We start from the raw sequence: 11,963 nt of genomic DNA, 5'->3' as shown, positions 1-11,963 counted from the left end.
AGCGTTCACCCTAACGGAGCACGACACCACCCGGCCAGTCGACTTGCAACAGCAGCCCGTGGAGCACTCAGCCTCGCCACCGTCCCACGCCCGCCGACGCGCCTACCATCGGGGCCGTGGACACCTCGCTCAAGTCGACGCTGCACCGGCGCGGCCTGCGGATGACGCCCCAGCGCCAGCTGGTCCTCGACGCGGTCCGCGAGCTGGGCCACGCGACCCCCGAGCAGATCTGCCAGCAGGTGCAGCGCGCGGCGCCGGCGGTGAACATCACCACCGTCTACCGCACGCTCGACCTGCTCGAGGAGCTGCGGCTCGTCCGGCACACCCACCTGGGCCACGGCGCGCCCACCTACTCCGAGCGCGAGCACGAGCACGTCCACCTCGTGTGCCACCACTGCGGCGTCGTGACCGAGGCGCCCACCGCGCTGATGGAGGCGCTGGCCGACCGGCTGCGCGAGCAGGAGGACTTCGAGCTCGACGTCACGCACGTGGCGCTCTCGGGCCGGTGCGCCGCCTGCCGAGAGGCCGACCGCAAGGTGGCCGTGGAGCTCGAGGAGAAGGAGACGCAGGCGTGAGCGAGGCACCCGAGGACACGGCCGGCCGGCCGGACCCGGACGTCGCCGTCCCCGCGCACCGCGGCGACCCGCTCGCCGAGCAGCGCGCGATGGCCCGCTCCGCCGCCGTCGTCGACCGGTCGCACCGCGGCGTGATCGCGGTGCCCGGCGAGGAGCGGCTGAGCTGGCTGCACCTGCTGCTGAGCCAGCACGTCAGCGAGCTGCCCGCGGGCGCCGGCACCGAGGCGCTGATCCTCGACGCGCAGGGCCGGGTGCTGCACCACGCCCTGGTGTCGCACGCCGGGGACACCGTCTGGCTCGACACCGAGCAGGCCGACCTGGCCGAGCTGCTGGCGTACCTGCAGAAGATGGTCTTCTGGTCGAAGGTCGAGCCGCGCGACGCGACCGGCGAGCTGGCCGTGCTGTCGCTGGTGGGCCCGGACACGGCGGCGGTGCTCGCGGCCGCCGGCCTACCGGTGCCCGAGGGCGGCTACGCGAGCGTCGCACTGCCCGAGGGCGACGGGTTCGTCCGCCGCATGCCGTGGCCCGGGCCCGACGCGGCCGACGTCCTCGTCCCGCGTGCCGACCGCGAGGCCTGGTGGGCGCGGCTCACGGCCGCCGGGGCGCGCCCGGCCGGGACGATGGCGTTCGAGGCCATGCGGGTCGAGTCGCGGCGGCCCCGCGTGCACCTCGACACGGACGACCGGACCATCCCGCACGAGGTCGACTGGATCCCGTCGGCCGTGCACCTCACCAAGGGCTGCTACCGCGGTCAGGAGACGGTCGCGCGGGTCGCCAACCTCGGCCGGCCACCGCGCCGGCTGGTGCTGCTGCATCTCGACGCCGGCGACGAGGAGCTGCCCGTGACCGGCGACCCGGTCCTCCGGGACGGTCGCATTGTGGGCCGTGTGGGAAGCGTCACACAGCACCACGAGCTGGGGTCGGTCGCGCTCGCGCTGCTGAAGCGCTCGGTGCCGGCCGACGCCGAACTGGTCGCGGGGACCGAGGAGCGGGCGTCGCCCGCGGCGATCGACCCGGACTCCTACGCCGCGGACGAGGGCGCGCCGCCGCCCGGACGCGCGGCCCAGATGCGCATCCGCTAGCCGTCCCGCTGGCGGAGGGCGACCCCGCCCCAGAACTCGCGCAGCCGCGCGTAGCACTCGGCGGCCTCGTCGAGGTCCCCCGCGCGCAGCAGCCGCAGCGCGCGTTGGACCTCGCCCGCCGAGTCGTCGGCGCGCAGGGCGGCGTCGTCGAGGAGGTCGACGAGGCCGCCGTAGTCCAGCTCGACGATCGAGGTCCGGTCGAACCGCTCGAGCCAGCCGCGGGTCTCGGCGAGCACCTCCGCGGGCCCCTCGTCGCCGACCGCCCCGCGCACCACGCGCTCGGCGTGCCCGGCCCGACCGAGGGCCTTGGCGATCGGTACACGCCACCAGACGCGGCGCTGCGCATCCAGCCTGACCTGCCGTTCCTCGGGATCGACCAGGGCGAACCAGGGCAATGGGACGGTCCACGCCGCCGTCACGACGTGGGCTGCGGAGTCGCCGAGCTCGGCCACCGCCCGCTCCGCCCGGCGACGCGCCGCGGGTTCCGGGACGACGAGCCCCGCGGACCGCAGCACCGGACCCTCCTCGGCGAGGAAGCTCAGCACGGCCGCCGCCGCCCGCGGCCGCGTGTCGAGCGGACAGACGAGCGGCTCGCCGCCCTCCCCGCCCAGGACCAGGACGTCGACCGGTGTGCCCGCCCCGGCGCCGGCGTCGCCCGGCAGGAGCCGTCCGCGCAGCATCGCCCGCAGGCACAGCTCGCGCTCCCGGCGGCCCGCCCGATCCGGCCGGACGGCACCCCGGGCGAGCCCCGCCCGCACCGCGGCGCCGGACGCGCCGTCGAAGGCGCGCAGCGGCTCGTAGACCCGCAGGTAGGAGAGGAACGGCGAGGGCACGGTCCGAGATCCTTCCGCACTCGCCCGCGCCGCGGACACGCCCTCCGCACCTCGGTCGCGGGCGGTGTCCGGGAGGACACACACGGAACTCGGTCACACCATCGATGCCACGTCGCACGCTCGCGGTGTCGCACGGTACTGTGGAGCCCAGGACAGTGATGACACAGACGGGGCCGCCGAGACATCCGGCCGCCCCTTCCCTGTTGTAAGGGGGACCAGCCATGGGGCGCGGACGAGCCAAGGCCAAGCAGACGAAGGTGGCCCGAGCGCTCAAGTACAGCTCCCCCACGATGGATCTCGATGCGTTGCAGCGAGAGATCGGCAGTGGGACGGCGGTAACCGACGACGACGAGTCGTACGACGAGTACGCCGAGCGCTACGGGTCGTACGCCGACGACGAGGACGACGAGCGCCGCTAGGTCGGCCCCGACCGCCCACCGCCGGGGCGGGCTGTTCGAGCACCACCGCACGTCACCGACGCACCCTCCCACCCGTCTCCGGACGGGTGGGAGCCGTGCGTCAGGGCCGGTGTCGCCTTCTCCCGCGTCCTCACGGACGTGAGCCTTCCCACGTCGTCCGACCGCGCCCGAACGGTGGACGTCCGCGGACTCCCGCCACGCTCCGGCGTCGGCGCGTTCCGCCGCAGGTCGGACCGTGGTTCCCGGATTGCGCCGACACGGCGAACCGCCGTGCCGCCCAACGGGCGCGCACCGATCTTCACCCGATAGCCTCACGCCGACGAGAAGGCGGTGAGTGATGCGCGGGAACCTGTTCGCGGTGGCGGTCGACCTGGTGGTGCTGACCGTGCGCCACGACCAGCTCCACGTGCTGCTCGTCCGGCGCGGCGAGCGGCCCTACGAGAGTCACTGGGCGCTGCCGGGCGGCTTCGTCCGGGCGGACGAGGACCTCGGGGACACGGCGGCCCGCGAGCTGGCCGCGCAGACCGGCACCGCGACCCAGGGCGCGGTGCAGGGTCACCTCGAGCAGCTCGGCGGGTACGCGGCACCGGGCCGGGACCCCCGCGGCCGCGTGCTGAGCATGGGTTACCTGGCGCTGCTGCCGGACATCCCGGACCCCGAGACCACCAACGGCCCCACGGCGGCGTTCCTGCCCGTCGAGGACGTCTACGGGCTGGCCTTCGACCACGACGTCATCCTCGCGGACGGCGTGGAGCGGGCGCGGGCGAAGCTGGAGTACACGACCCTGGCCGCGGCCTTCTGCCCGCCGGAGTTCACGGTCACCGACCTGCGCCGGGTGTACGAGGCCGTGTGGCGCACCGAGATCGACCCGCGCAACTTCCAGCGGAAGGTCACCTCGACGCCGGGCTTCCTGATCCCGACGGCGACCCGGGTCACGGGCGGGCGGGGCCGGCCGCCGCAGCTCTTCCGCCGGGGCCCGGCCACCGCGCTGCACCCGCCGATGCTCCGCGAGCCCGTCTCGATGGCCCACGCGACCACCTGAACCAGCAGCTCAGGACGGGTCGTGAGCGCACGGGTCAGAAGCGGGGGTGCTCGCCCACCAACTGCACCCGGGCGCCGGCCGTACCGGAGGCCTCGCCCTCGGCGCGCCGGACGTCGCCGAGCACCCAGGCCGGCACGTGCCGGGCGGTGAGGACGGCGAGGGCGCGGTCGACGTCGTCCGGCGGCAGGACCGCCACCATGCCGACGCCCATGTTGAAGGTCTTCTCCATCTCCGCGCGCTCGACCCGGCCGCGGCCCTGGATCAGCTTGAACACCTGGTCCGGGGTCCAGGACCCGCGGTCGGCGACCGCGACGAGGCCGTCCGGCAGCACCCGCTCGAGGTTGCGGGCGAGCCCACCGCCGGTGATGTGTGCGAAGGTCCGCACGCCGGTCTCGGCGGCCAGCGCGAGGCAGTCCCGGGCGTAGATGCGGGTCGGCGTGAGCAGCTCCTCGCCGAGGGTGTGGCCGAACTCCTCCACGTGCCCGTCGAGCGGCATGCGGGCGATGTCCAGCAGCACGTGCCGGGCCAGGGAGTATCCGTTGGAGTGCAGGCCCGAGGACTCCATCGCGACGAGCACGTCCCCCGGGCGGACCCGCTCGGGCCGCAGCATCGTCTCGGCCTCGACGATCCCGACGCCGGTGGCCGACAGGTCGTACCCGCCGGCCTCCATCAGCCCCGGGTGCTCGGCCGTCTCGCCGCCGAGCAGTGCGCACCCCGCCTGCTGGCAGCCCTCGGCGATGCCCTTGACGATCGTGGCGACCTGCGTGGGCACCAGCTTGCCGACGGCGATGTAGTCCTGCAGGAACAGCGGCTCCGCACCGCAGACCACCAGGTCGTCGACCACCATCGCGACCAGGTCGAGGCCGATGGTGTCGTGCTTGTCCATCGCCTGCGCGATCGCGACCTTCGTACCCACCCCGTCCGTCGAGGCGGCCAGCACGGGCTCGGTGTACTTGCCGAGCTTCGGCGCGAACAGCCCGGCGAACCCGCCGATCCCGCCCAGCACCTCCGGGCGCGTGGCCTTCTCGGCGTAGGGCCGGAGCTGCTCGACGGCCTCCTCACCCGCCTCGATGTCCACGCCCGCGGTGGCGTAGCTGGTGTGCGGGTCCTGCTCGGGGGTCGACGGAGGGGTCGGCATGGGTCGGACTCTCGTTCCTTCAGGGAGGTCTCGGACGCGGGGGCACCCGGGTCCGCCGGGTCGGCGGGCGTGCGCCGCCCCGGCCGCCCGGCTCGCGGTGGCGGGCCCGGCCGGCTCAGGCCTCAGGGCCTGTTCAGGGCTTCCGCAGCACCGTAGCCGACGGACAGCGGCGCCGGGGCGTCCCGGCCGTTCTCCCGCACCGGCCCGGGGTCGCCGGAGGCCGCGCCCGCGGCGTCGAGCGCCGGGGCCTCGAGGAGGTGCTTGCCCAGCCGGGCCTCCTCGGGCAGCGGGATCGGGTACTCGCCGTCGAAGCAGGCGCAGCACAGCCGGCTGCGGGGCTGCTCGCTCGCGGCCACCATGTTGTCCACCGACACGTACGCGAGGGTGTCCGCCCCGATGGAGCGCCGGACGCCCTCGGTGTCCAGCCCGCTCGCGACCAGCTCGGCGCGGCTGGCGAAGTCGATGCCGTAGAAGCAGGGCCAGCGCACCGGCGGCGAGGCGATCCGGACGTGCACCTCGAGCGCCCCGGCCTCGCGCAGCATCCGGACGAGCGCGCGCTGGGTGTTGCCGCGGACGATCGAGTCGTCCACCACGACCAGCCGCTTGCCGCGGATGACGTCCCGGAGCGGGTTGAGCTTGAGCCGGATGCCGAGCTGGCGGATCGTCTGTGACGGCTGGATGAAGGTCCGGCCGACGTAGGCGTTCTTGACCAGGCCCTGGCCGTAGGGGATGCCGGAGCCCTGCGCGTAGCCGATCGCGGCGGGCGTGCCGGACTCCGGGACCGGGATCACCAGGTCCGCCTCGACCGGGTCCTCCTGGGCGAGCCGGCGCCCGATCTCGACCCGCGCGGCGTGCACCGACCGGCCGGAGATCGAGGTGTCCGGACGGGCCAGGTAGACGTACTCGAAGACGCAGCCCTTGGGCTCCGGCGCGGCGAAGTGCGCGCTGCGCATGCCGTCCGCGTCGATCGCGAGCAGCTCGCCCGGCTCGACCTCGCGGACCATCGACGCACCGACGATGTCCAGCGCGGCCGTCTCGCTCGCGACGACCCAGCCCCGCTCCAGCCGGCCCAGGACCAGCGGGCGGACGCCGTGCGGGTCACGGGCGGCGTAGAGGGTGTTCTCGTCGGCGAAGACGAAGGAGAAGGCGCCGCGCACGCGCGGCAGCAGCCGCATCGCGGCCTCCTCGACGCCGGTGTCGGCGGCGGTGGCGGCGAGCAGCTCGGCGACCAGGTCCGAGTCCGTGGTGGCCTGCAGGGAGTCGCGGCCCTTGTCCTGGAGCTTCCCGACCTCGTCGCGCAGCTCCGCGGTGTTCACGAGGTTGCCGTTGTGGCCGAGGGCCAGGCCGCTGCCGGTGGCGGTGGTGCGGAAGACCGGCTGCGCGTTCTCCCAGGTCGTGGACCCGGTGGTGGAGTAGCGGCAGTGGCCGACGGCCAGGTGGCCGCGCAGCGACGAGAGCGTCTGCTCGTCGAAGACCTGGCTGACCAGGCCAAGGTCCTTGAAGACGACCATCCGCCGGCCGTCCGAGACGGCGATGCCGGCGGCCTCCTGCCCGCGGTGCTGCAGGGCGTAGAGGCCGTAGTACGTCAGCTTGGCGACGTCCTCCCCGGGAGCCCAGACGCCGAAGACGCCGCACTCCTCCTTGGGGGAGTCGTCGAGCTGACGAGGGGTGGGTTCGTCGGAGTGGACGGGGGTCTCGTTCCGGCTGGAACTCAACGCACTCGCTCCTCGGGGCACTCGGTGTCGCAGGCTACTCGATCGTACGCCGCCGCAGGCCCGGAACCCATCCGGCGGGACCGGCGTCACCGAACCACCGTCCCTGACCCAGGTCACACCCGAGCCGCCGCAGCCGCTCCGCCTGCAGGTCCGTCTCCACCCACTCGGCGGTGACCTCGAGGCCGAGCGCGTGCGCCATCGTCACCAGCGAGCCGACGATGCTCTCGTCCACCGGGTCCGGCCGCTCGTGCCGGAGCCCGTCGATGAACGAGCCGTCGATCTTCAGCGCGTGCACCGGCAGCCGGCGCAGCCAGGCCAGGCTGGAGTAGCCGGTGCCGAAGTCGTCGAGCGCGAGCCGCACGCCCGCGGCGCGCAGCGCGGACAGGGCGTCCATCGACGCGGGCTCGTCCCCGAGCACGGCCTGCTCGGTGATCTCGAGCTGCAGCCGGTCCGGGGCGAGCCCGGTCTCCGCGAGCAGGCTCACGACGTCCTCGACGAAACCCTGCTCCGGCAGCTGCACCGGGGAGACGTTCACGCTCACGTACGGCGCGTCGATCCCCAGCTCCTCCTGCCAGGACGCCGCCTCCCGGCACGCCTCGCCCAGCACCCACCGGCCGAGCGGCACGATCGCACCGCTGCGCTCGGCGAGCTCGATGAACCGGCCCGGGCCGAGCAGCCCGTGCTCCGGGTGCTCCCAGCGGACCAGCGCCTCGACGCCGCGCACCGAGCGGTCCGACAGCCGCACCAGAGGCTGGTAGGCCAGCCGGAACTGGTCCCGCTCGACCGCCCCGCGCAGGCCCGCGAGCAGCGCGAACCGGGCCGCCTCGCCGGCGTCCCGCTCGGGGTCGAACACCGCCCTGGTGCCGCCGCCCTGCGCCTTGGCCCAGGACAGGGCCACGCCGGCCGCGCGCTCCAGCTCGGACGGGCACTCGGCCGCCGTGCCGCCCTCGGCGATCCCGATGCTCGCCGTGACCCCGATCCACCGGCCGGCCACGTGGAACGGCGCGGCGAGCGCCTCCAGCAGCCGATCCGCGACCGCGCACACCTCCGCCACGCCCTCGGGGTCGGTGATCAGCACGGCGAACTCGTCCCCGCCGGTTCGGGTGACCAGGTGCGGGCCCGCGGCGGTGCGCAGCCGGTCGGCCAGCGCGGCCAGCAGCTCGTCCCCCGCGGCGTGCCCGTGGATCTCGTTGACCCGGCGGAAGTCGTCGACGTCGATCGCGCACAGCCCCACCCGGGTGGCCGAGCCGGCGAACGCCTGTCGCACGGCCTCCTCGGTGATGTCCCGGTTCGGCAGCCGGGTGAGCCGGTCCCGCGACGAGGCCTCGACCAGCCGGGTACGCAGCCGGTACCGCTCCGAGACGTCCTCGATCACGCCGATCAGGTGGCTGGGCCGCCCGGTGTCGTCCCGGATCAGCGAGCCGGTGACGTGCCCCCAGACGTACATCCCGGTCGGCCCGGCGAACCGGACGTCGATGCTCACCGTCCCCGGTGTGCCGGAGACCAGGCGGCGGTAGGCGGCGTCGAAGGCCTCGTAGTCGTCCGGATGGACGAAGTCGGCGACGGGCCGTGGCAGGACCGGGCGCTCCAGCATGCCCATCATCCGGCAGGCGGCCGGGTTCAGGTCGACGACCTCGCCCTCGAGCGTCGCGATGGCGATGCCGACCGGGCCCTGGGTGTAGATCGTGCGGTAGTGCGCCTCGCTCTCCGCGAGCGCCTTCTCGACGTCCCGGCGGGCCCGCAGCGTTGCCCGCATCAGGTCCTCCTGCGCCTGGTGCGCGCGGAACCGCAGGGCACCGGCGAACCCGGCGGCCAGCTCGTCGAGCGCGAGGGACAGCCGCTGCCGGTCCACCGGCGAGGTCAGGCCCAGCGCCCCCGGCCCGGCCTCGCGCAGCAGCCGCACGGTGCCGGGCAGGACGTCCTCCGGCGCGGCCCCGACCAGGCCCGCACGGTCCCCGCAGAAGCCCGACGCGGCCAGGTCGGCCCCGATCCCGCGAACGGCCAGCGGCCAGAACGGTTCGGCCCGCAGCGCCGAGCCCAGCCGGAGGAGCAACGCCGCGAGCACGCCGGCGTCCTCGATCCCGGCGTTCGGCAGGAGCTCGGCCCAGCGCTCCGCGAGCGACCGGAGCTCGGGGCCGGGCTGATGGCCGAGGATCCCGCCGAGCCCGCCGACCGCCCCGGCGGCGGCCGTGCGCAACAGTCCGGACGGGAGATCGTCGGGGCCCGGGAGGTTACCCGCTGCCACCACGCAGCCACCTCCAGTCGCCCGTCGGGTCCGTCCGTGTGCCGATCGGGGCAATCTTCGACCTCGCGACGCGGTTTCGCCACCAGTACGGCGCAGGCATCGCCCGTTCCGGGGACCCGACCTCGGCCACGGACGGCGGTCCTCAGCGCAGCGGGAGCAGCGCCCCGACCTCCGGGGCGCGCGACCCCGACGAACTCACCGTGCCCGATCCGACCGCATCCGTCCAGTTCAGACGGCCCGTGGCGAGGGCGAGCCAGGTCCGGGCGTCCGTCTCGACGATGTTCGGCGGGGTGCCCCGGGTGTGCCGCGGCCCCTCGATGCACTGGACGGCCGCGTAGGGCGGGATGCGCACCTCGACACTCCGTCCGGGTGCCCGCTCGGCGAGGGCCGCGAGGGACTCCTTGACGGCCTCCTTGATGACGCTGCGTGGCGGGGCGGCGCCGCCGGCCAGCCATGCGTCGAGCAGGTCCGCCTCGCTCACGGGATCGGTCACAGGGTCTCGGCGCCCGCCCGGGCCCGGAAGTCCGCCTCGAACAGCGCGGGCAGGGTGCCCTCCCAGGCCTCGCGGAGTTCGGCGAGCGGCAGCACGGCGACGCCGTCGATCGCCAGCTCGGCGCCCGCGGACTCGGCGGCACCGACGAGGCCGAGCCGCTCGGCCGGCACGCCCGCCTCGGCCGCGGCGGCCAGCAGGGCGTCGGCCGCCTGGGGCGCGACCGTGACCAGCACCCGCCCGGTGCTCTCGGAGAACAGCGCGACGAACGGGTCCACCGCCAGGGCCGCCGGCAGCGCGACGGACGCGCCGTGCCCGCCGACCAGGGCGGCCTCGACCAGGGCCTGCGCCAGGCCGCCGTCGGACAGGTCGTGGCTCCCGGTCAACACGCCGGCCTGCGCCACCAGCAGCTCCGCGAGCCGCTGCTCGTGCGCGAGGTCGACGGCCGGGGGCTCGCCGCCCAGGTGCCCGTGCGCGACGTGCGCCCACTCGCTGCCGCCCAGCTCGTCGGCCGTCGACCCGAGCAGGACGACGGCGTCGCCCTCCCGGCGGAAGCCGGACGGGATGCGGGCGGCCACGTCGTCGATCACGCCGAGCACGCCGACGACCGGCGTCGGCAGGATCGCCTGCGTGCCGGTCTGGTTGTAGAAGCTGACGTTGCCGCCGGTCACCGGGATGCCGAGCTGCGCGCACCCGTCGGCCAGCCCGCGGACGGCCTCGGAGAACTGCCACATGACGTGCGGGTCCTCGGGCGAGCCGAAGTTCAGGCAGTTGGTCACCGCGAGCGGCACGGCGCCGGAGGTGGCGACGTTGCGGTAGGCCTCCGCCAGCGCGAGCTGCGCGCCCGCGTACGGGTCCAGCGCGGCGAACCGGGCGTTGCAGTCGGTGGCGACGGAGATACCGCGGCCGGTGGACTCGTCGACGCGGACCACGCCGGCGTCGGCGGGCTGCGCGGCGGCGGTGTTGCCGCGGACGTAGCGGTCGTACTGGTCGGTGACCCAGGCGCGGCTGCACAGGTTCGGCGAGGCCGCCATGCGGAGGATCTCGGCGCGCAGCTCGGACGGCGCCGACGGCCGGGGCAGCGCCGCCGGCGAGTTGGCGACGAGCTCGTCCTGACCCTTCCCGCGCAGGACCGGCCGCTCGTAGACCGGGCCGTCGTGCGCGACGGTCCGTGGCGGCACGTCGACCACGGTCTCGCCGCGGAAGTCGATGACCAGCCGGTCCCCGTCGCTGACCTCGCCGATCACGGTGGCGAGCGTGTCCCACTTGCGGCACACGGCCATGAACGCCTCGACGTTCTCCGGCGCGACGACCGCGCACATCCGCTCCTGGGACTCGCTGGAGAGGATCTCCGCTGCGGTCATGCCGGCGGCGCGCAGCGGGACGGCGTCGAGGTCGATGTGCATGCCGCCGTCGCCGGCGCTGGCCAGCTCGGAGGTGGCGCAGGAGAGCCCGGCCCCGCCGAGGTCCTGGATGCCGACGACCAGGCCGGCGTGGAACAGCTCCAGACAGCACTCGATGAGGACCTTCTCGGTGAACGGGTCGCCCACCTGCACGCTCGGCAGCTTCTTGCGGCCGGTGCCCTCGCCGAAGGTCTCGCTGGCCAGCACGGAGACGCCGCCGATGCCGTCGAGCCCGGTGCGCGCGCCGAACAGGATGATCTTGTTGCCGGTGCCCGAGGCGAACGCCAGGTGCAGGTCCTCGGTCCGCATCGCGCCCACGCACAGGGCGTTGACCAGTGGGTTGCCGGCGTAGCTGGCGTCGAACACGACCTCGCCCCCGACGTTGGGCAGGCCCAGGCAGTTGCCGTAGCCGCCGACGCCGGCGACCACGCCGGGCAGCACCCGCGCGGTGTCCGGCGCGTCGGCCGGCCCGAAGCGCAGGGGGTCGCCGACCGCGATCGGTCGCGCGCCCATCGCCATGATGTCCCGGACGATCCCGCCCACGCCGGTCGCCGCGCCCTGGTAGGGCTCCACGTACGACGGGTGGTTGTGCGACTCGACCTTGAACGTGACGGCCCAGCCGTCCCCGATGTCCACCACGCCGGCGTTCTCACCGATGCCGGCGAGCATCCGCTCGCGCATGGCCTCGGTCGTGGTCTCGCCGAAGTACCGCAGGTGGACCTTCGAGGACTTGTAGGAGCAGTGCTCGCTCCACATCACCGAGTACATCGCGAGCTCGGCGTCCGTGGGCCGGCGGCCCAGGATCTCCCGGATGCGGGCGTACTCGTCCTCCTTGAGGCCGAGCTCGCGGAAGGGCTGCGGCTGGTCCGGCGTGGCCGCGGCGGCCGTGACGGTGTCGATCGGGATGTCGGTGACGGTGCGGGCGTCGAGCTCGGTCACGGGTACCAGCGTAAACGCCGCGGGAGACCACTTCCGCGAGCCGTCCGTCACCCGGCGCGGTAACGCGGTTCGTCCGCTTCGC

Annotated in this window: 10 protein-coding genes; 4 read left to right on the top strand and 6 right to left on the bottom strand. The window is 74.7% G+C overall.

The window, feature by feature from the left end:
- Positions 1–116: 116 nt before the first annotated feature.
- Entirely contained in the window at positions 117–575 is a 459-nt protein-coding gene (locus tag ABD990_RS23220; RefSeq protein WP_425569644.1) for a Fur family transcriptional regulator, read from the top strand.
- The gene (gene ygfZ, locus ABD990_RS23215) at positions 572–1,657 is read left to right on the top strand and encodes a CAF17-like 4Fe-4S cluster assembly/insertion protein YgfZ (RefSeq protein WP_345382844.1); all 1,086 of its coding nucleotides are present in this window, start codon (positions 572–574) and stop codon (positions 1,655–1,657) included. The genes ABD990_RS23220 and ygfZ overlap by 4 nt, the downstream gene beginning before the upstream one ends.
- Here the strand turns inward: ygfZ and ABD990_RS23210 are convergent.
- Entirely contained in the window at positions 1,654–2,490 is an 837-nt protein-coding gene (locus ABD990_RS23210; RefSeq protein WP_345382843.1) for a DUF8083 family protein, read from the bottom strand. The genes ygfZ and ABD990_RS23210 overlap by 4 nt on opposite strands.
- A 221-nt stretch (positions 2,491–2,711) precedes the next feature.
- On the opposite strand from ABD990_RS23210, the gene ABD990_RS23205 reads away from it, so the two are divergent.
- Entirely contained in the window at positions 2,712–2,909 is a 198-nt protein-coding gene (locus tag ABD990_RS23205) for a DUF3073 domain-containing protein (protein ID WP_037049508.1), read from the top strand.
- Between the two features lie 337 nt (positions 2,910–3,246).
- Positions 3,247–3,951, top strand: coding sequence for an NUDIX hydrolase (locus ABD990_RS23200; protein WP_345382842.1), 705 nt, complete (start codon positions 3,247–3,249; stop codon positions 3,949–3,951).
- 34 nt (positions 3,952–3,985) lie between these two features.
- On the opposite strand, the gene purM is transcribed toward ABD990_RS23200, so the two are convergent.
- The 5 genes from purM to purL form a co-directional block, all read right to left on the bottom strand.
- Complete coding sequence (purM, locus tag ABD990_RS23195; RefSeq protein ID WP_345382841.1) at positions 3,986–5,089, bottom strand: phosphoribosylformylglycinamidine cyclo-ligase; 1,104 nt, start codon at positions 5,087–5,089, stop codon at positions 3,986–3,988.
- 122 nt (positions 5,090–5,211) lie between these two features.
- Positions 5,212–6,804: an amidophosphoribosyltransferase gene (purF, locus tag ABD990_RS23190; RefSeq protein WP_345382840.1), complete on the bottom strand. Its 1,593-nt coding sequence runs from the start codon at positions 6,802–6,804 to the stop codon at positions 5,212–5,214.
- 34 nt (positions 6,805–6,838) lie between these two features.
- Positions 6,839–9,052 (bottom strand): putative bifunctional diguanylate cyclase/phosphodiesterase, encoded by a 2,214-nt coding sequence (locus ABD990_RS23185; protein WP_345382839.1) that lies wholly within the window; start codon positions 9,050–9,052, stop codon positions 6,839–6,841.
- Positions 9,053–9,191: 139 nt separating this feature from the next.
- Positions 9,192–9,542 (bottom strand): sterol carrier family protein, encoded by a 351-nt coding sequence (locus ABD990_RS23180; protein ID WP_345382838.1) that lies wholly within the window; start codon positions 9,540–9,542, stop codon positions 9,192–9,194.
- The gene (gene purL, locus ABD990_RS23175) at positions 9,539–11,881 is read right to left on the bottom strand and encodes a phosphoribosylformylglycinamidine synthase subunit PurL (protein ID WP_425569643.1); all 2,343 of its coding nucleotides are present in this window, start codon (positions 11,879–11,881) and stop codon (positions 9,539–9,541) included. The genes ABD990_RS23180 and purL overlap by 4 nt, the downstream gene beginning before the upstream one ends.
- Between the last annotated feature and the right edge of the window lie 82 nt (positions 11,882–11,963).

This window comes from Pseudonocardia yuanmonensis, from assembly GCF_039542425.1.
Classification (GTDB): Bacteria; Actinomycetota; Actinomycetes; order Mycobacteriales; family Pseudonocardiaceae; genus Pseudonocardia; species Pseudonocardia yuanmonensis.
The sequence above is the reverse complement of the archived record's forward strand: the minus strand, read 5'-3'. Positions and strand labels throughout refer to the sequence as shown.

What these genes read in the sequence shown, in the direction of transcription:
- ABD990_RS23200 (WP_345382842.1), top strand. Translation starts at nt 3,247, where the DNA reads ATGCGCGGGAACCTGTTCGCGGTGGCGGTCGACCTGGTGGTGCTGACC.
- purM (WP_345382841.1), bottom strand. Translation starts at nt 5,089, where the DNA reads ATGCCGACCCCTCCGTCGACCCCCGAGCAGGACCCGCACACCAGCTAC.
- ABD990_RS23205 (WP_037049508.1), top strand. Translation starts at nt 2,712, where the DNA reads ATGGGGCGCGGACGAGCCAAGGCCAAGCAGACGAAGGTGGCCCGAGCG.